22 protein-coding genes are annotated in these 18,586 nt (G+C 66.9%); 7 read left to right on the top strand and 15 right to left on the bottom strand.

Annotated features, from left to right (window positions below):
* Positions 1 to 118 precede the first annotated feature (118 nt).
* Together ACW178_RS12580 and ACW178_RS12575 are read right to left on the bottom strand one after the other, a co-directional pair.
* Positions 119 to 1,267, bottom strand: coding sequence for a GNAT family N-acetyltransferase (locus tag ACW178_RS12580; RefSeq protein WP_152950648.1), 1,149 nt, complete (start codon positions 1,265 to 1,267; stop codon positions 119 to 121).
* Positions 1,264 to 1,722 carry a RidA family protein gene (locus ACW178_RS12575; protein WP_152950647.1) on the bottom strand — a complete coding sequence of 153 codons (459 nt, stop codon included), beginning with the start codon at positions 1,720 to 1,722 and terminating at the stop codon, positions 1,264 to 1,266. The genes ACW178_RS12580 and ACW178_RS12575 overlap by 4 nt, the downstream gene beginning before the upstream one ends.
* 103 nt (positions 1,723 to 1,825) lie before the next feature.
* Here ACW178_RS12575 and ACW178_RS12570 point away from each other — a divergent pair, with 103 nt between their 5' ends.
* Positions 1,826 to 2,731, top strand: a complete 906-nt coding sequence (locus ACW178_RS12570) for a hypothetical protein (RefSeq protein WP_183214782.1) — start codon at positions 1,826 to 1,828, stop codon at positions 2,729 to 2,731.
* 67 nt (positions 2,732 to 2,798) lie between these two features.
* Entirely contained in the window at positions 2,799 to 3,089 is a 291-nt protein-coding gene (locus tag ACW178_RS12565; protein WP_191554248.1) for a hypothetical protein, read from the top strand.
* Between the two features lie 6 nt (positions 3,090 to 3,095).
* Here ACW178_RS12565 and ACW178_RS12560 read toward each other — a convergent pair whose 3' ends face one another.
* Genes ACW178_RS12560 through ACW178_RS12550 form a run of 3 tightly spaced genes read right to left on the bottom strand, consistent with a single transcriptional unit; the run spans position 3,096 to position 6,445 of the window.
* Complete coding sequence (locus tag ACW178_RS12560) at positions 3,096 to 3,836, bottom strand: polysaccharide deacetylase family protein (RefSeq protein WP_054766171.1); 741 nt, start codon at positions 3,834 to 3,836, stop codon at positions 3,096 to 3,098.
* Positions 3,837 to 3,872: 36 nt separating this feature from the next.
* Complete coding sequence (gene pncB / locus ACW178_RS12555) at positions 3,873 to 5,168, bottom strand: nicotinate phosphoribosyltransferase (RefSeq protein ID WP_152950644.1); 1,296 nt, start codon at positions 5,166 to 5,168, stop codon at positions 3,873 to 3,875.
* 8 nt (positions 5,169 to 5,176) lie between these two features.
* The gene (locus ACW178_RS12550; protein ID WP_287105404.1) at positions 5,177 to 6,445 is read right to left on the bottom strand and encodes a DNA polymerase IV; all 1,269 of its coding nucleotides are present in this window, start codon (positions 6,443 to 6,445) and stop codon (positions 5,177 to 5,179) included.
* Positions 6,446 to 6,551: 106 nt separating this feature from the next.
* Here ACW178_RS12550 and ACW178_RS12545 point away from each other — a divergent pair, with 106 nt between their 5' ends.
* Positions 6,552 to 6,917, top strand: coding sequence for a response regulator (locus ACW178_RS12545; protein ID WP_182713570.1), 366 nt, complete (start codon positions 6,552 to 6,554; stop codon positions 6,915 to 6,917).
* Positions 6,914 to 8,275, top strand: a complete 1,362-nt coding sequence (locus ACW178_RS12540) for a PleD family two-component system response regulator (RefSeq protein WP_054766168.1) — start codon at positions 6,914 to 6,916, stop codon at positions 8,273 to 8,275. Before ACW178_RS12545 ends, ACW178_RS12540 begins: the two co-directional genes overlap by 4 nt.
* Before the next feature lie 79 nt (positions 8,276 to 8,354).
* Here ACW178_RS12540 and rpmG read toward each other — a convergent pair whose 3' ends face one another.
* The 4 genes from rpmG to rnr form a co-directional block, all read right to left on the bottom strand.
* Positions 8,355 to 8,522, bottom strand: a complete 168-nt coding sequence (gene rpmG / locus ACW178_RS12535) for a 50S ribosomal protein L33 (RefSeq protein WP_003164451.1) — start codon at positions 8,520 to 8,522, stop codon at positions 8,355 to 8,357.
* 86 nt (positions 8,523 to 8,608) lie between these two features.
* Positions 8,609 to 9,016: a DUF5990 family protein gene (locus ACW178_RS12530; RefSeq protein WP_287105403.1), complete on the bottom strand. Its 408-nt coding sequence runs from the start codon at positions 9,014 to 9,016 to the stop codon at positions 8,609 to 8,611.
* A 2-nt stretch (positions 9,017 to 9,018) separates the two neighbouring features.
* Positions 9,019 to 9,732: an NUDIX hydrolase gene (locus ACW178_RS12525; protein ID WP_287105402.1), complete on the bottom strand. Its 714-nt coding sequence runs from the start codon at positions 9,730 to 9,732 to the stop codon at positions 9,019 to 9,021.
* Complete coding sequence (rnr, locus tag ACW178_RS12520) at positions 9,729 to 12,044, bottom strand: ribonuclease R (protein WP_492024621.1); 2,316 nt, start codon at positions 12,042 to 12,044, stop codon at positions 9,729 to 9,731. Before rnr ends, ACW178_RS12525 begins: the two co-directional genes overlap by 4 nt.
* Positions 12,045 to 12,149: 105 nt before the next feature.
* Here rnr and ACW178_RS12515 point away from each other — a divergent pair, with 105 nt between their 5' ends.
* Genes ACW178_RS12515 through ACW178_RS12505 form a run of 3 tightly spaced genes read left to right on the top strand, consistent with a single transcriptional unit; the run spans position 12,150 to position 15,162 of the window.
* The gene (locus ACW178_RS12515; RefSeq protein WP_287105400.1) at positions 12,150 to 13,550 is read left to right on the top strand and encodes a pyridoxal-phosphate dependent enzyme; all 1,401 of its coding nucleotides are present in this window, start codon (positions 12,150 to 12,152) and stop codon (positions 13,548 to 13,550) included.
* A 1-nt stretch (position 13,551) separates the two neighbouring features.
* Entirely contained in the window at positions 13,552 to 13,989 is a 438-nt protein-coding gene (locus ACW178_RS12510) for a hypothetical protein (RefSeq protein WP_054766163.1), read from the top strand.
* A 9-nt stretch (positions 13,990 to 13,998) separates the two neighbouring features.
* Positions 13,999 to 15,162, top strand: coding sequence for a cystathionine gamma-synthase (locus tag ACW178_RS12505; protein WP_287105398.1), 1,164 nt, complete (start codon positions 13,999 to 14,001; stop codon positions 15,160 to 15,162).
* A gap of 2 nt (positions 15,163 to 15,164) precedes the next feature.
* On the opposite strand, the gene ACW178_RS12500 is transcribed toward ACW178_RS12505, so the two are convergent.
* The 6 genes from ACW178_RS12500 to udk all read right to left on the bottom strand — a co-directional run bounded on the left by ACW178_RS12500 (position 15,165) and on the right by udk (position 18,463).
* A complete protein-coding gene (locus ACW178_RS12500; RefSeq protein WP_287105397.1) occupies positions 15,165 to 15,425 on the bottom strand; it encodes a hypothetical protein in 261 nt (86 codons plus the stop codon).
* 23 nt (positions 15,426 to 15,448) lie between these two features.
* Positions 15,449 to 15,622 carry a hypothetical protein gene (locus ACW178_RS12495; RefSeq protein WP_152950636.1) on the bottom strand — a complete coding sequence of 58 codons (174 nt, stop codon included), beginning with the start codon at positions 15,620 to 15,622 and terminating at the stop codon, positions 15,449 to 15,451.
* 42 nt (positions 15,623 to 15,664) lie between these two features.
* A complete protein-coding gene (locus tag ACW178_RS12490; protein ID WP_183214771.1) occupies positions 15,665 to 15,877 on the bottom strand; it encodes a cold-shock protein in 213 nt (70 codons plus the stop codon).
* A gap of 174 nt (positions 15,878 to 16,051) precedes the next feature.
* Entirely contained in the window at positions 16,052 to 16,762 is a 711-nt protein-coding gene (locus ACW178_RS12485; protein ID WP_287106470.1) for a TorF family putative porin, read from the bottom strand.
* A gap of 36 nt (positions 16,763 to 16,798) precedes the next feature.
* Entirely contained in the window at positions 16,799 to 17,731 is a 933-nt protein-coding gene (locus ACW178_RS12480; RefSeq protein WP_287106472.1) for an NAD(P)H-dependent flavin oxidoreductase, read from the bottom strand.
* A gap of 84 nt (positions 17,732 to 17,815) precedes the next feature.
* Positions 17,816 to 18,463 carry a uridine kinase gene (gene udk, locus ACW178_RS12475; protein WP_054766158.1) on the bottom strand — a complete coding sequence of 216 codons (648 nt, stop codon included), beginning with the start codon at positions 18,461 to 18,463 and terminating at the stop codon, positions 17,816 to 17,818.
* Positions 18,464 to 18,586: the final 123 nt, after the last annotated feature.

Here is an 18,586-nt window from a genome sequence, read left to right as displayed (position 1 = left end):
GAGCGTAGCGAGACGGCTGACGATGGGGGAAGTCTTCTTCCAGCCAAACAAGACTCCCCTCTCCGACCCTGGTTCGCTTCGCGAACGACGGGCCACCTCTCCCGCAAGCGGGAGAGGGTCAGTTTTCTTTTTTGAAGGGCGACAGTTCCTCGGTCATCTCTCGCCTCTGCGCCTCCACTGCGGGGCCTTCGCGACGGAGATAGTCGGCGACCGGGCCGCGCAGCGCGGGGTCGGCGATGAAGTGGGCGGAGTAGACGGGGGAGGGCAGATAGCCGCGTGCGATCTTGTGCTCGCCCTGGGCGCCCGCCTCGACGCGGGACAGACCGTGCGCAACGGCGAACTCGATCGCCTGATAATAGCAGAGCTCGAAATGGAGGAAGGGCACGTCTTCCAGCGCGCCCCACTGGCGGCCGTACAGGGCGTGGCGGCCGATGAAATTCAAGGCGCCGGCGATGGGCCTTTCGTCGCGGAAGGCCATGACGAGGGCGATCCGGTCCGCCATGGTCGCGCCCACGCGGGAGAAGAAGTCCCGCGTCAGATAGGGCCGCCCCCATTTGCGGTCGCCCGTGTCCATGTAGAAGGCGAAGAAGGCGTCCCAATGCGCCTCGGTGATGGCGGCGCCGGTCAGTATGCGAATGTCCAGACCCGCCTGGGCGTCGCGGCGTTCGCGGCGGATGGTCTTGCGGCGGTTGGCCGACAGGGCGGCCAGGAAGTCGTCGAAGGTCTGATAGCCGTCATTGCGCCAGATGAACTGGATGTCCTGGCGGGGCAGCAGGCCGGCCTGGGCCATGTCCGTCCATTCCGTCTCGGTCGGGAAGTTGACGTGCAGGGACGAGACGCCCAGCCGCTCGACCAGGGTCAGGGCGCCCTGGAGCAGGGCCTGCCGCACCGTTGCGGCGTCTGAATCGGGGTGGTTGAGAAAGCGCGGGCCGGTCGCCGGAGTGAAGGGCACGGCGCCCAGCAGCTTGGGGTAATAGCGGCCGCCGGCGCGCTCATAGGCGTCGGCCCAGCTGTGGTCGAAGACATATTCGCCCTGGCTGTGGCCCTTCAGATAGAGGGGCATGACGCCCAGAACCGCGTTATCCTCGTCCCGCAGGGCCAGGTGGCGCGGCGCCCAGCCCTGGTGCGGGGCGGCGCTGCCGGACGCCTCGCAGGCGTGCAGAAAATCGTAGGAGACGAAGGGATCGCCGGTGGGACGCGCGCAGGCGTCCCAGGCCTCGCGGCCGATGGCGGCGATCCCGTCGTGAACCGTCAGTGTGAAGGTCAACGGATCTCCACGACGGCGTCCACCTCGACCGCGAATCCGAGCGGCAGCTTGTAGACGCCGACGGCGGAACGGGCGTGGCGGCCGGCGTCGCCGAACACCTCGACCATCAGGTCCGAGCAGCCGTTGATGACGGCGGGAATGGCTTCGAAATCCGGTCCCGCCTGGACGAAGCCGCCCAGTTTCACGATCCGAACGACCCGGTCCACGTCGCCGTCACAGGCGGCCTTGATCTGGGCCAGCAGGTTGATCCCGCACAGGCGGGCGGCGGCGTTGGCCTGTTCCGGCGTCACGTCCACGCCGACCGTGCCCTTGATCCCGCCCGAAGCGTCGTTCGACAGCTGGCCCGAGATATGGACGACCGCGCCCGACTGGACGAAGGGCACATAGTTGGCCACCGCCTTGGCGGGTTCCGGCAGGGTGATGCCGAGTTCGGCGATACGGGATTCGATGGTCATGGGGGCTCCTTGATCTGGTCGGCGGTTTAGCGCGGCGCAAGGGCGGCGTCACCCGTCCGGCGTCTTAAGCCTTCGCCAATCGCCATATGCCAGGATGGCGCTCATGGATCTGCACCTGACCTCTGACGTCGCCGCCTTTCAGGCCGTGTTGGCGCGCCTTTCGCCGTCGGACTGGGCGCACGTTGATGCAGCCATGGAGCCCGCCGCCGCCAAGGCCGCAGAGGCCGCGCCCCACTGGGATTTCGAAATGCCAGCCAGGGCGGTGGACGCCGTTCTGGGCGCATCCGCCTCTGACGCGGTTCGACGCGGCCTCATCGCCAGTTGGGCCCTGCGCTTGCCGGATCGGGTCGCGACCCTGGCTCTGCCGCCCGAAGTGCTGTCCCTCTATCCCTATTGGATCGAACAGCTGGCGGCCTTCCTGACCCAGGCGGAGGGCGATTACGACTTCGACCACTGGGCCAAGGATGTTCGCTTCAGCCTGGCGCTCAGCGTGCCGGCGGCCAAGAGCCAGGTCATCGACCTGAGTTCGCCGGTGGGGCCGGGACAGATCATCAAACATGTGCGCGACGGCTGGGGCTTCGGCCCGCTGTTCCGCTATCTGAAGGCGGGCGCCAAACGCGAGCCCTGGCTGGAGGTCCATACCGAGAGCCGCTGGCTGCGCGGCTTCAACGAGGAGGGTTGGAACGACGCCTGGGCCACGGCGGCGGAAATCTGTCGGACGCGACCGGAGCTGGCGGGGATGATCGGCTCCAGCTGGTTCTACGACCCGCCCCTGACCGAGATCAGCCCCCGCCTGGCGCACCTGCGGCTGAACCCGCTGAAGGGCGGGGCCTTTATGGTGCATCAAGGGCCGGGCGAGATCCACACGCAGCGGGCGGCAACAGCCTCTGCGTCGCGAAAGGCGTTGATCGACAGCGGTGAATACACCGCGCGGTCATGGCTGATGGTCTGGCCGAGGAAGGAACTGATCGCCTGGGCGGACCGGCGCAAGGCCGTCGCCCTCGTCTGAGAGCCGGCGATGTTCGATAGCCCGATTATCGATTAGTGTGCTGACATTTTCGGATTGGAGCGACGGCATGTCGATGGCGGCGAAGCGTGCGGGCGGGACGCATCCTCTGCGTTTGGTCGGTTGGGGCCTTGTGGCCTTGGCCCTATCGGCGCCGCTGGTGGCCATGCAGTTCACTCGCGAGGTCGCCTGGACGGCGTCGGACTTCCTGTTCGCGGGCGTCTTGCTGGTCGGAGCGGGCGTCTTGATCGAACTGACGCTGGCTTTGATCAAACGTCGTTCTTTGGCTCTGGCCGTCTGCGCCGCGGTGGTCCTGGCGGTTCTGCTGATTTGGGCCGAGGGCGCCGTGGGCGTTTTCTAAGCTGTTTCAGCCGGTGACGCGGCCCCAGGCTGAGGCCACGGGTTGAATGTCCAGCCCGGCGGCCTTGGCTAGTCCGATCAGCCGGTCGATGTCTTCCGGGCGGCAGCCATAGGGGGTGGGCGCGTCGCTGACGTCGTGGCCGTAGGCGATCAGCCAGCCTCTAGAGCCCGCCGTGTCTGCGACAAGCTGTTCCAGATCATAGCCGGGCAGGCGACGACTCTCCAGGCCGATGGCCTGCACCAGATTGCGATCCACGCGGCCGGTGTTGATCCCGTCGCGCACGCCTCGGCCGCACAGGAAGCGCCGCTCAATCACCGCCTTGGACCCCAGGGCGCAGTCGCCGAACGGATAGGCGAAGGTCTGCATCCGATAGCCGTCCAGCCGTTCCGACACCCAGGCGGCGTTGCGGGCCAGGCTGGCGTCCAGTTCGGCTGGCGACAGGCGCAGGGTCGAGACGTGTTCATAGGTGTGGCAGCCGACCTCGTGCCCCGCCGCGTGCAGGGCCTGAAGGTGTGCGGTCTCGAACTGCGGCAGATCCAGATTGCGCCCGCCCGCCAAACCGCCGCAGACATAATAGGTGGCCTTCACCCCGTGCTGGGCCAGCACCGGCCCGGCCTCCAGCCAGGCGGAGGCGGGGATGTCGTCGAACGACAGGCTCAGCACGCCTCGCGGGGACCGGATGGTCACGGGGCGGACATCCAGATAACGGCCGGCGCGGCGGCGCATCTTATCGACGAAGGCGTTCATGTCGCCCTTATCGCGGATCGGGCTTAAGGCCGGGTTTCAGACCGCAACGGGTCGAGCGGTCAGGCCGCGCTCGCCGAAGACGCGGCGATAGCGTTGGATTTCGGCCGGATCGCCCACGGCCTTTTCCGGATTGTCCGACAGTTTGACGGCGGGGCGCCCCCCGGCCTCGACCACCTTGCAGACCAGGGAGATAGGCTCAAGCTCGGGGGCGAAGGCGGGCGAACACTCGCGGAAGTCATTGGTCAGATTAGTGCCCCAGCCGAAGCTGAGCCGGGTGCGGCCATGGAAATGGGCGTGGGCCGCTTCGATGCCGTCGATGTCCATGCCGTCGGAGAAGATCAGCAGCTTCTCGCGCGGATCGCGGCCCCGTTCGCGCCACCAGTCGATCAGCCGTTCGCCCGCCGGGATCGGCGGGGCCGAGTCGGGGCGGAAGCCGGTCCAGTCGGCGACCCAGTCGGGAGCCTGATCCAGAAAGGCCTCGGTGCCGAAGGCGTCGGGCAGGACGACCAGCAGATTGCCGCCGTAGTGCCGCCGCCACTCGTCCAGCACAGCATAGGGCGTCTGGGCCAGGCTGGCGTCGTCGGGGGCCAGGGCGGCCAGGACCATCGGCAGTTCGTGGCCATTGGTGCCGATGGCCTCCAGATCGTTCTCCATGGCGTGGAGCACATTGGAGGTGCCGATGAAGGACCGGCCCAGGCCTTCCTTCAGGGCCTGAATGCACCAGCGTTGCCACAGGAAGCCGTGGCGACGACGGGTGCCGAAGTCGGACAGGGCCAGATCGGGCAGGGCGCGCAGCCGCTCGACCTTGGACCACAGCCGGGTCTTGGCCCGCGAATAGAGGACGTCCAGTTCGAACCGTCCCAGCCGACGCAGCCCTGTGCGGCAGCGCAGTTCATTGAGGATGGCCAGGGCGGGGATTTCCCACAGGGTCACCTCGGCCCAGGCGCCGGAGAAGGTCAGGACATATTGGCCGTCCTGAACCGACAGGTCGTAGTCGGGCAGGCGGTAGTCGGTCAGCCAGGCGATGAAGTCCGGCGAGAAGATCTGCTTCACCCCATAGAAGCTGTTGCCCGCCAGCCAGACCAATTCCTTGTTGGTGAAGCGCAATGTGCGGGCGTGGTCCAGCTGGTCGCGCAGTGCAGCGACGTCGATCTCGTCCGCCATACGGACCGACCGGGTGCGGTTGATGACCTGGAAGACGACGGGCGTGTCGCGATGTTCACGCCAGATCATCTGCAACATCAGCAATTTGTAGAAATCGGTGTCCAGCAGGCTGCGGACGATCGGGTCCAGGCGGAACCCGTGGTCGAAGGCGCGTTTGGCGAGGTCCATGCGCCCTCTTAGGTCTTAAGCGCCCGACCCGCCACCACGGCGTCCTTGCCGAACTTTTCCCGCAGCCGGTCGATGGCCCGTTCGGTCTTCAGGAGGCGGGTCTCGGCGCTTTGGAACAGGCCGGCGGGCGCGTCTTCCGCATCCTGAATATCCGCCATGCCGATGCCGATCAGCCGATAGGGCGGCCCCAGTTCCGGCCGCAGCAGGTCGCGACCGGCGGCGAACAGGGCGCGGGCGGTCTGGACCGGTTCGGCCAGGCTGATCCGCCGGGTGATGATCTTGAAGTCGGTGCGGCGCAGTTTCAGCACCAGGACGCGGCTGGCGACGCCGTCGCGCCGCGCCTTTGACGCCAGTTTCTCGCACAGGGGCCAGAGCTCTGCCTCCAGGGCCTCGGCCGTGCTGAGGTCCTCGCTGAAGGTGGTTTCGGCGCTCATGCCTTTGCGGTCCCGCTCCGGGTTCACGGCCCGAGCGTCCCGCGCGTGGGCCAGATCGTAGAGGCGCAGACCGGACTCGCCATAGCGTTTGACCAGATCGCGGACGTCGGCGCGCGCCAGATCGCCGATGGTGGCGTAGCCGTCGCTGCGCAGCGCCTTGCCGAACACCGGGCCGACGCCGGGCAGGGCGGTGACGGGGCGCGGCGCCAGCAGGGCCTGGGCGTCCGCCGCCCCGATCACGGAAAAGCCGCGCGGCTTGTCCATCTCCGAGGCCATTTTCGCAAGGAAGCGGTTGGGCGCCAGGCCGATCGAGACGGTCAGGCCGGTCTCTTCCTCGATCTGCTTCTGGAAGCGGATCAACTGAAAGGCCGGAGGCCCGCCGTTCAGCCGCTCCGTGCCCGACAGATCGACCCAGGCCTCGTCCAGCGACAGCGGCTGGATCAGGGGCGTCAGCCGGCCCAGGGCACCCAGGATGCGATCTGACTCAAAGACGTATTTGGCGAAGTCCGGCTTGATCACCACGGCCTCGGGACAGGCCTTCAGAGCCTTGAACATCGGCATGGCGCTGCCGACGCCATATTGGCGGGCGACATAGCAGGCGGTCGAAACCACGCCGCGCTTTCCCCCGCCGACGATCACCGGCCGGTCGCGAAGCTCCGGCCGATCGCGCTTTTCGACCGAGGCGTAGAAGGCGTCGCAGTCCATGTGCGCGATCGTCAACCGATCCAGTTCCGCATGGGCGACGATGCGGCGCGATCCGCACGATGGGCAGCGCCGATCCGGCGGGCCGGCGGGGTCGGTTCCGGTCCACAGACAGTCGCGACAGACGGCCTTTGTGGCCACGCTTAAGGTCTCCGTAACCTTGGCTTCACCCCAACTTAAGACTGGGCAGGCAGTATGACGTTCAACGCGGCGTCGCCAATTCGCCGGCGACCCAGGTCAGGTGATGATGTCCAAGAAAGTCCTCATCGTCGAGGATAACGAGCTGAACATGAAGCTTTTTCATGATCTGCTCGATTCCCAGGGCTACGAGACCTTGCAGACCCGAGAGGGGCTGCAGGCCTTGGCCCTGGCGCGCGCGCACCATCCGGACCTGATCCTGATGGATATTCAACTGCCTGAAATTTCGGGTCTCGAAGTCACCAAATGGCTGAAGGACGACGAGGAGCTGAACCATATTCCCGTCATCGCCGTGACCGCCTTCGCCATGAAGGGCGATGAGGAGCGGATTCGTCAGGGCGGTTGCGAGGCCTATATCTCCAAGCCGATATCGGTCATGCACTTCCTCCAGACCATTCGGCAGCATCTGGGATGAGCGCGCGAATTCTGGTCGTCGACGATGTAGACGTGAATGTGCGTCTGCTCGAGGCCAAGCTGACCATCGAATATTATGACGTGCTGACCTGCCACGACGGTCAGACGGCCTTGACCCTGGCGGCGAAAGAGCAGCCGGACCTGATCCTGCTGGACGTCATGATGCCGGGCATGGACGGTTTCGAGACTTGTCGGCGGTTGAAGGCGCGAGCTGAGACGCGGCACATTCCAGTGGTGCTGGTGACGGCGCTGGACGGACGAGCCGACCGTATTCGCGGTCTGGAGGCCGAGGCCGACGACTTTCTGACCAAGCCGATCGACGATGTGGTGCTGCTGGCGCGGGTCAAGTCGCTGACGCGGCTGAAGCAAGTGATGGACGAACTGCGCGAGCGCGAGGAAAGCAGCCGGCGCATGGGCGTGGGCGACGAGGCTGCAGCGCGTCTGAGAACCGAAGGCGGCCGGGTTCTGATCGTCGATGACGACGAAAGCCAGGCCGCAGCGGTCGCTGCGGAACTGGGCCGCGAACACCGCGTGGTGGTGGAGACCGACCCCCAGGCGGCGCTTGCGGCGGCCAAGGGGCCGCTGGATCTGATCATCGTCAATGTGGCGGCCCAGAGTTTCGACGGATTAAGGGTCGTCGCCACGCTGAAATCCGGCGACGCGCGGCGCGCGCCGGTCCTCGCAATCGTGGAGCCTGGCGAGCGACCGCGGATGGTCAAGGCGCTGGAGTTGGGGGCTACCGACATCCTGCCGCGTCCGATCGACACCGAGGAGCTTTCCGCCCGTGTCCGCACCCAGATCCGGCGCAAACGCTATACGGACTTCCTGCGCCAGAAGCTGGACAGCAGTCTGGAAATGGCCGTCACCGACTCTCTGACGGGCCTGCACAATCGGCGCTACATGGCCGGCCAGCTGCAGGCCCTGGTGGGGCGCGCCACACACGGCGGCTCGCCGGTGGCTGTGCTGGTCTTGGATATCGACCACTTCAAGGCGGTCAACGACGGTTTCGGCCACGACGCCGGCGATGAGGTTCTGGCCGAGTTTGCGGTCCGGCTGGCCACCAATGTGCGCGCCGTGGACCTGCCCTGCCGTATGGGCGGGGAGGAATTCGTGGTGGTCATGCCGGGCGCGGGTCTGGAGGACGCCCGCATGGTGGCCGAGCGTATTCGCCGCGACATCGCCGCAGCGCCGTTCCGCGTGATGGGCGGCGAGGAGTTTTTGACCATCACCCTGTCGATCGGCGTCGCCGCGACGACCGGCGCCGGGGACACGCCCGAGGCCCTGCTGAAGCGGGCCGATGAAGGCGTTTATGAAGCCAAGGCCGGCGGCCGCAACAAGGTCGTCGCGCGCGCGGTCTGACGTCGCACCGGCTTAGCCGCAACGAAAAACGCCCGGCTGCGACCAGCCGGGCGTTTTCCCTTGTCAGCGGATCAAGGCGTTACTTGATCTTGCCTTCCTTGAACTCGACGTGCTTGCGCACGACCGGGTCGTACTTCTTGACGACCATCTTCTCGGTCATGGTGCGAGCGTTCTTCTTGGTGACGTAGAAGAAGCCGGTGTCGGCCGTGGAGTTCAGGCGGATCTTGATGGAAGCCGGTTTGGCCATCGGAATTACCTCTGCGACGGCGAAAGCCGCTTAAAATAAGAGGCGCGGAACATACTCAGACTCGATCCAAAGTCAACGGCCCAATCTCAGACGGCCGTCCACGGCTGAAGAGGCCGCACAGTCGCGCAGGCGGGGCCGCCGTCGCGGGCGCGGCCGGGCAGAATCATCTCCAGCGTCCGGCCCTCGCGCGCCAGGGCCAGAAGGTCTGCGGGAATATCATGGACGTCGATCTTGGCGCGACGGCTCCATTCGCTGTGCTGTCCCGCCGACGTGCCGATGGCGATATAGATGAAGCGGCGCAACGGTCCCTCGCGTCGCACGAAGGGGCCGGTCAGCCGCCCGTCGTCGGACAGGGTCACGGGGACGTCGAAACTGATCGGACCGTCACCGGCGATACGGGGTTTGACCGGCGTGTTGGCCTTGTCCTGCAGGCTGTAGGCGACGCCTGGGACCGGGTCTGCTGTGGTCAGGCGCAGGGTGATGGCGCTGGGCATGGTCAGTCCCTGTGATCGACGATATGGCGGCCGCGCACCATGCGGACGAAGGGGAGGGGGCGATCGGGGCTGGTTCGATCCTGGCCAAGCCGCTCGGCCAGTTCGCCCAGCACGAAGCGGGTGATGGCGGGCAGATCAAGGGCGCGAGCGTCTTCCAGGGGAAGCCAGGCGATTTCGTCCAGTTCGCCCGATCCTGCGGTCGGCTCGGGCGTCAACAGGGCCTCCGCCGGGGCCAGGAAGAACCGGGCGTCGAACCGGCGCGGGCGGCCGGGCGGCGTAACGGCGCGGGCGATGTAGGACAGGACCGACAGATCGGGCAGGGCGCCCGCTTGCCGGTATTCGCGCCACGGTCCGGCGACGCTGGCCGACGGGGCGGCGCGCCCCAGGATCAGCCCGGTCTCCTCGAAGGTCTCGCGGATCGCCGTCAGGGCCAGGGCGCGGGCGCGGCGGGCGGGAACCTCGGCCTCCAGCCGGCGCGCGACATCGGGGGCCAAGGCGCCGGTCGAGGCGGCGGTGAAGTCGGAGCGGTCGATCCGTCCGCCGGGAAAAACCCATTTCGAGGCCATGAAGACATGGCCCGGCGCCCGCCGCCCCATCAGCACCTCAGGCCGCGATCCACCCCGTGTCACGATCAATGTCGCCGCGTCCTTGGGCCGCTGGGCGCCGCCGACGCGAGGCGCGTCCGCCAGGTCTTGGGCGGCGTCGAAGAGAATCACCTCCGCTTGCCCTTACGCACGCCCTTCAGTCCGCCCGAAGGTTTGGAGCCGTTGCGGGGCTTGGGGCCGCCCGGCCGGTTCTTGCCGCGCATCGGCGGGCCGTCGCCGCCTCGTCCCCGGACGCCGTAGCGAGGGGGCGGGGCGTTGGGATCGCGCGGCTCAGGTTCGCTGAGCATTTCGAACACCAGGCCGCCGGTGACGGGCGTGGCCTCCACCAGCCTGACCTCGACCATCCGGCCCAGGGTGAAGCGCTTGCCGGTGCGTTCGCCGACCAGGGCGTGGGCGCGGTCGTCATGGGCGAAATATTCGCTGCCCAGGGTCGAGACGGGCACCAGGCCGTCGGCGCCGGTTTCGTCCAGCCGGATGAACAGGCCGAAGCGCGTCACCCCGGTGATCCGTCCGGTGAAGGCGGCGCCGACGCGGTCCTCCAGGAAGGCGGCGATATAGCGGTCCATGGCGTCACGCTCTGCCGCCATCGACCGGCGCTCGGTCATGGTGACGCCCTCGGCGATGGCGGGCAGTTCGGCGATCTCGCGGTCGGTCAGTCCATCCTTGCCCAGCCCCAGCGCCCGGATCAGGCCGCGGTGGACGATCAGGTCGGAATAGCGCCGGATCGGCGAGGTGAAGTGGGCATAGCGGTCCAGGTTCAGGCCGAAGTGGCCGACGTTGTCCGGCGAATAGATGGCCTGCATCTGGGTACGCAGAACAACTTCATTGACCACATCGGCGTATTCGCCGTCGCGGGTCTCGTCCAGCAGCTTGTTGAACCGCTTGGTGGTGCCCGGCTCGCCCTTGTTCCAGGGCTTGCCGATGGTCGAGAGGAAGTCGGCCAGGTTGAAGATCTTCTCCTGACTGGGCGCGTCGTGGACGCGGTAGATCAGGGGCGTCTTCTTCTGCTCCAGGGTCTCGGCGGCGCAGACGTTGGCCTGGATCATCATCTCCTCGATCAGCCGGTGCGCCTCCAGAGAGGCGCGCTTTTCGATGGAGGCGATGCCGCCATCCGGGGCCATACGGATGCGGCGCTCGGCGGATTCGATCTGCAGCGGACTGCGTTTCAGCCGGCCCTTCAGCATGGCGTGGTAGGCGTTCCACAGCGGATAGAGGATGGTCTCCATGATCGGGCCGGTCGTGTCGTCAGTTTGCCCGTCGATGGCGGCCTGGGCCTGTTCGTAGCTGAGCTTGGCGTGCGACCGCATCAGACCGCGCACGAACTTGTGGCCGGTCTTGCGGCCGTCCTTGTCGAACACCATCCGTACCGCCAGACAGGCGCGGTTCTCGCCTTCCTTCAGGCTGCACAGGCCGTTCGACAGCACCTCGGGCAGCATCGGCTCGACGCGGTCGGGGAAGTAGGTGGAGTTGCCCTTGTCGCGCGCCTCGCGGTCCAGCTGGCTGCCCGGCCGGACGTAGGCGGCGACGTCGGCGATGGCGACCCAGACGATCCAGCCGCCGGGGTTCTTCGGATCTTCGTCGCGGGCGGCGTAGACGGCGTCGTCGTGGTCGCGGGCATCGGCGGGGTCGATGGTGATGAAGGGGATTTCGCGAAGGTCTTCGCGCCCCTTCAGCGTCGGCAGTTCCTGATCCTCGGCCTCGCGCTCCACCGCCTCGGAGAAGCCGGTCGGCACGCCATGGGCGTGGATGGCGATCAGGGAGGCGGCGCGGGGGTCGTCCTCCTTGCCGATATGTTCCAGGATCTTGCCGCGCTTGGGCCCATAGCGCTGGTCGCCCTTTTCGATGGCGGCCAGGACCAGGTCGCCGTCGCGCAGATCGCCGGACTGGGCCTGGGGCACCAGCAGCACGTCCTTGGAGCGGCGGTCGACAGGCTCGACGCGGGTCTCGCGCGCCGACTTGCGGATGACGCCCAGGACACGGTTCGTCCCGGCGTCCAGCCGTTTGATCAACCGCGCCTCCCAGCCGTCGTCGCCGCGCTGGAACTTGACCAAAAGCCGGTCGCCCAGGCCGGGCGCGGGACCGGGCTTTGCCTTGTCAGGCATCAAGAGGGCGCGGGGCGCATCGGCGCCGGCCTCGACCAGGCGGACGTAAAGTTCGCCGTCGCCGTCGCGTTCGATCACATCGGCGACGCCGACGGGGGGCAGGGCGCCGGCTTCTGAGAAGCCCTTGCGGCCCCGTTTGCCCAGCCGGCCCTCAGCCTCCAGCTCGCGGATCATTTCGCGCAGGGCCCGGCGATCGCCGCCCTTCAGGCCGAAGTGGCGGGCGATATCGGTCTTCTCGGCCGATCCGGCCTCGCGCAGAAAGGCGAGGAGGGTGTCTTTGTCGGGGAGACCGGCGGGCGGCCTCTTGGGTGATTTGGTCATTGCGTCTTTCGTAGCGCGGAACCGCGCCCTTGGGTCAAATCTTGCGTGAGTTGACCATGTGAATGTGAGGCCTCAGCCTCGCTGCGTCCCGAACCGGAGCCTACGATGTCCCTGACCGCCCCCGCCCTGAGCGCGACCGTGAAGTCGCCGCTGGATCTGATCGGCAAGACGCCGATGGTGGAGGTGACGAAGATCGACACCGGCAAGTGCCGGCTGTTGCTGAAACTGGAGTCCCAGAACCCCGGCGGCTCGATCAAGGACCGGATCGCCGTCGAGATGCTGGATGCGGCCGAACGCGAGGGATGGCTGAAGCAAGGCGGCACGATCGTCGAGGCGACGGCCGGCAATACCGGCCTGGCCCTGACCCTGGTCGGCCGCGCTCGGGGATATAAGGTGCTGCTGGTCATTCCGGACAAGATGTCGAAGGAAAAAATCCAGCATCTGCGAGCCATGGGCGCCGATGTTCGCCTCACCCGGTCGGATGTGCCGCACGGTCACCCCGATTACTATACCGACATGGCCGAGCGCCTGGCCCAGGCCATTCCCGGCGCCTATTACGTCAACCAGTTCGCCAACCAGTCGAACGCCGAGGCCCATGTGAAGACCACGGGGCCGGAGATCTGGGAACAGACGGGCGGCGACATCGACGCCTTCGTCGCCGGCATCGGCTCGGGCGGGACGATCACCGGCGTGGCGCGCTACCTGAAGAGCGTCGGCTCCAAGGCGCAGATTATTCTGGCGGATCCGGTGGGATCGACCCTGGCCGGCATCGTCAACGACGGCGTGCCGGGGCCGGACGGCAGCTATACGGTCGAGGGCATCGGTCAGAACTTCGTGCCCGATACGGCGGACATGAGCCTGATCGACAAGGCCTATTCGATCCCGGACGCGGAAGCCATCGCCACGGCGCGCGAACTGCTGCTGAAGGAAGGCATTCTGGCCGGATCGTCTTCGGGCACTCTGATCTCCACGGCCCTGCGCTGGTGCCGCGAACAGGCTGAGCCCAAGACCTGCGTCACCTTCGTCTGCGACACCGGGGCCAAGTATCTGTCCAAGGTCTATAACGACGCCTGGCTGGCGGATCAGGGCCTGGGCGAGCGCGAGCTGCACGGCGATCTGTCGGACCTGATCAACCGCAAGTACGAGCGGGGCGACGTGGTCGTGGCCGGGCCGGGCGACACCCTGGACACGGCCTTCAAACGGATGAAGGGCGCCGATGTCTCCCAGCTGCCGATCATCGAGGACGGGCGTCTGGTCGGCATCCTGGACGAGAGCGACCTGGTCCATGTGATGAACACCGATGAGATCACCCGCAAGGAGCGGTTCGCCAAGCCGGTCGCCGACGCCATGACGCGCGATCTGGACACGGTCCAGGTCAATGAGCCGCTGGACGCCCTGATCCCCCTGTTCGACCGCGACCGGGTGGCCATCGTGCTGGACGGCGAAAAGTTCGTGGGCCTGATCACCCGCACCGACCTGATCAACCACCTCAGCCTGAACCGCTAACATGTCCTGGCTCAAGAAGATCTTCGGTAAAGGCGGAGACGTCGCGCCGCCCTTTGACGGACGGCTTGAGACCCATTTCGTCTATGTCCGTATGCCGGGTGACGTACAGCCGGTCGAGCGTCACTACCTCTTCGAGGATCCGATCCAGGAACAGCTGAAGCTTCGCAACCTCGGCTATGTCAGCGGCGGCGGCACAATGCAGTCCGCGCCGGATGAGAACGGCGCGACAACCATCATACTGACTGGCATCGATATCGAGGCGGACGATCTGGACGGCGTTCGCGGCCTGCTTAGAAGCCTGCTGCCGGGCTTGGGCGCGCCGCTCGAAACCCAGATCGAGTACACTGTCGGCGATACGCGGCTGCAGGATCGGTTGACCGCCGAGGGATGGATCGAGAACGAGCCCCGGACGGACCTCCATCCTGGCTTCGATCTTTAAGGAAGACCAATGAGCGACAAAAAAAACAGCCAGGGCTTCTCGACCCGCGCCATCCACGCCGGGCAGCATCCCGACCCGACGACGGGCGCGGTGATGACGCCGATCTACGCCACCTCGACCTACGCCCAGGAAAGCCCGGGGGTAAACAAGGGCTATGAATACGCGCGGGGCAAGAACCCGACGAGGGAGGCGTTCGAGGCCTGTATTGCGGATCTTGAGGGCGGCACGCATGGCTTCGGTTTCGGCTCGGGCATGGCGGCGACCTCGACGGCGCTGGAGCTGCTGGACGCGGGCGATCATATCGTCACGGGCGACGACCTGTACGGCGGTTCGTGGCGGCTGTTCGAGCGGGTGCGTCGGCGCACCATGGGGCTGGACTTCGCCTATGTGGACCTGAGCGACATCGCGGCGGTCGAGGCGGCGATCACGCCCAAGACGAAGATGCTGTGGGTCGAAACCCCGACCAATCCGCTGATGAAGCTGGCCGACATCGCCGCCCTGTCCAAGTTGGCCAAGGCGCATGGCCTGCTGCTGATTGTCGACAACACCTTCGCCACACCCTTCTGCCAGCAGCCGTTGAGCCTGGGGGCGGACATCGTCATGCACTCGGCCACCAAATATCTGAACGGCCATTCGGACATCATCGGCGGGGTGCTGGCGACCGCAGATGCTGAGCTGGCGACGCGGATCAAATTCCTGCAGAACTCGGTCGGCGGAATCATGGGGCCGTTCGACGCCTTCCTGGCCAACCGAGGGCTCAAGACCCTGGCGCTGCGGATGAGAGCGCACTGCGAGAACGCCCTGACGGTGGCGCGCTGGCTGGAGACCCGCAAGGGCGTGTCCAAGGTCATCTACCCCGGCCTGATCGCCCATCCGCAGCACGAACTGGCGGCGCGCCAGATGCGCGGCGGTTACGGCGGCATGGTGACAGTGATCCTGGACGGCGACCTGGAGCGGACCAAGCGGGTGCTGGAGCGAGTCGAGGTCTTCACCCTGGCGGAGTCGCTGGGCGGGGTCGAAAGCCTGGTGAACCACCCGGCCATCATGACCCACGCCAGCGTGCCCAAGGAGGTGCGCGAGGCGGGCGGGGTGACCGACAACCTGATCCGCTTGTCAGTCGGGGTCGAGGACGTCGAGGACCTGATCGCCGACCTGGATCAGGCCCTGGGCTGATCTCAGCCGGTCGGCAGAGCCGTCTGGTGGCCGGTGACGGGCGGCAGCTTCTTCTTGGGGGCGGCGCGCTTCGCCGGCGGGGCCTTGACGGGCTTGGGCAGGGCGGCGCGGCGGGCCAGTTCGTCGTCGATGACCGGCAGGATGTCGCTGGCGGCCATCACCTGGGTGGAGGCGCCGTGTTCGACCAGACGGGCGGCGTTGGCGCGCAGGGTGGTCAGGTCGGCGTCGGTCATGGTGGGGATCATGTCGGCGAGCGGGGTCATGTCGTCATCCGTGCAGAAAGGCTTCAGGGCCGGCGCGCGAGGCGCCAGCCCTTCAGCTGATTGAAGGCGATCTCGACCACGACACGGTCGCCGAGCAGGGACACGCCGTTCGGCGCACCCAGGGTCGGCAGAACCGTGACGATGTGGCCGTTGTCCAGGCGGACCTTCCGGCCGCCCAGAGGCAGGAGCTTCGTCACCTCGCCGTCGAAAGCGATGGCGGGCGAGCCAAGAAGCTTGTCCTACTCCGCCGCCGAAAGGCGACCGGCGGATTCCTTGCCGGAGCGCTGGTCGCGCTCGATCTCGTAGCCGATCTTCTGGCCTTCGTTCAGCGAGCCGAGGCTCGAGGTTTCGACGGTCGAGGCGTGGACGAAGACGTCCTTGCCGCCGTCATCGGGGGCGATAAAGCCGTAACCCTTGGTGGGATTGTACCATTTTACAGTGCCGGTAGCCATTTGGAGACCTCCGTCTGGCGTTGGCCGCAGGGAGGAATCCCTGGTCGGCCTGTCGGGTCTGAATGGGATCGGCGTTTGGACCTCGGCGCGTGATGCAAAAGGAGCAGCGGCGTTACGCAGAGAGATCGACGCCCTCGATATGGGAGCCCCAAGGCGCGGGCGCAAGGGTGCGGGTCAGAAGGCGTAGGCCACTTCCGCCACCAGGGCCTTCTCGTACTGTTCGCCGAATGTATGGGCGTCGGTGTCGTGGTAGCGCAGATCCAGCGCCAGGGCGTCCGTCAGGGCGTAGGTCACGCCCGCGTTCCAGCCGGTGTAGTCGGGGGCGCCGTCCTGTTCGCGGCGGCCGACGGCGGCGGAGCCCTCCAGACGGGGACTGAACGCCCAGGCGAGTTGGGCTTCGACCCAGGTGAAGGACTGTGTGGAGCCGGCCGCGTCGGGCGAATACTGGACCTGCAGCCGGGCCTCGGCGGGACCGACGGCGCGGCTGATGTCGCCGGTCAGCTCCCAACCATCGGCGTCATAGCCGGGATCGACGTCGAGCCGGTGCTTGTAGGCAAGGCTCAGGTCGAAGGCGTAGCCCCACACCTCCGGCCGGTAGCCGGCGACCAGTTCGGTCTCCAGCCGGGAGCCGCCCGCCTGGATCGTCTCGAAGCCGGGTCCGGCGTAGAAGCGGCCGTCGGCGGACTCCCAGGTCGCCGCGCCGAAGACGTAGCCGTCGTTGCCGGACTTGGACGCCGCCTTGGAGCGGTTGTCCGTCCCAGCCCCCAGCTCGAAACCCCAGTCCGAGGAAGGACCGGAGGTCTGGGCCAGGGCCGGTGCGGCGAGGGCCGCAAGGGCTACGGCGAGGGGAACGGGGAGGCGGGCGGCGCGTGTGTTTCGGATCATGGGGGCTCCAACGCGCGAACCGCGCGAAAGAGCCCCTTAGCCTGTCGGGAAGCGGGCTGAAAACTGATCCGTAGCCTGAGCGAACTCTTGTCGCAGGCGGGCGACCAGTTCGGCGGTCGGAACGACGTCGTGGATGGCTCCGGCGCCCTGGCCGGCGGACCAGACCGTCTTCCAGGCCTTGGCCTCGTCGCCCATGTCCAGCTTGTGCTCGGGCAGATGTTTGGGATCGATCCCGTTTTCGATCAGGGATTTGGTCATGAAGTTGGCCGGAACGCCGGAGACCGCCGGGGTATGGACGATGTCGGTCGAGCCGCTGTCGATGACCATCTGCTTGTAGGCCTCGGGCGCCAGGGCTTCGGCCGTGTTGATGAAGCGGGTGCCCATATAGGCGAAGTCGGCGCCCATCATCAGGGCCGCCGCCACGTCTCGGCCCGTCGAAATGGCGCCGGCCAGGATGATGGTCCCGTCGTAGAAGGACCGGACCTCGTTGATCAGGGCGAAGGGATTGATGATGCCGGCGTGGCCGCCGGCGCCGTTGGCGACCAGGATGAGGCCGTCGACGCCCGCCTCGGCCGCCTTCCTGGCGTGACGGATGTTGGCGATGTCGTGGAAGACCACGCCGCCGTAGCCGTGGACCGCATCCACCACGTCGCGCACCGCGCCGAGGGAGGTGATGATCAGGGGCACCTTCTCCTCGACCGACACCATCATGTCGACCATCAGCCGGGGGTTGGTCGGGTGGACGATGTGGTTGACGCCGAAGGCGGCGGCGTCGGGGGACAGGCGTCCCTTGATCTCCTGCAGCCAGTCCCGATAGCCCTCGGTGGTGCGCTGGTTCAGCGACGGGAAGGTGCCGATGATCCCGGCGTTGCAGGCCTCGACCACCAGATCCGGCCCCGAGACCAAGAACATCGGCGAGGAGATGACCGGCAGGGTCAGGCCTTTTTGAAGCGAAGCGGGAATGGCCACAGGCGTCTCCTTCAGTTTCGTTTCAGGACGCATACCGGGCTGTCGTGGCGTAAGGCAATCCGTTCCGAAGTCCGACCGAAACCTTCAGTCTGTCAGGAAAGGCGCCAGCAGGGGATGGGCCAGGACGGGCGCGGCCAGACGAACCACGGCCTGCGGATCTTCCAGCCGGACGGCGGCGGTGGCGTCGGCGACGATGAAGTCGGCGTGGGTGCGCGACGGCTCGGTCAGCCGCTCATGGCCCGGCCGCACGGTCGCCAGATACTGGGCCACGACCGAATCCGCCGACCGACCCCGCTCGGACTGGTCGCGCAGCAGGCGCCGGATGAAGCGGATGTCGGCGGGGGTGTCGACGAAGACCCGGATGTCAAACAGGGCGGTCAGCTCGGGCGTACAGAGCACATGGGTGCCTTCGACGATCACCACCTCGGCTGGCGGGATCGGTTCGCCGCCCGGCTCGCGTCCATGATGGATGAAGGAATAGACGGGCGCGGTCACGCCCCGACCCGACTTCAACGCCTTCAGGTCTGTGATCATCAGCGCATGGTCGCGCGCGGCTACATCGTCGAAGTCGAAGGTCGCGGGGTCGAAGCCGGGCAGGGCGGCGGCGTCCTTATAATAGGAGTCTTCGCGCACCAGCACGGCCGCCCCGTCGGGCAGGCTGGACACAAGCGCCTCCGCCAGCGTGCTCTTACCGGAGCCGGAGCCCCCCGTGATTGCGATCAATATGGCCATGGACGGCCTTCTACGGCACCGGCCGGCGCATCGCCAAGCGCCGGTCCGACGGGGCGATCGGTCGCGCGACGGCGCGCCGGGCTCGCATTGCTTATCGCTGATCACCCCTATAGCGTCTCATCA

The organism is Brevundimonas sp. AVps4, assembly GCF_058681525.1.
Note: the sequence above shows the minus strand (reverse complement) of the source record. Positions and strands in the feature narration are given on the sequence as shown.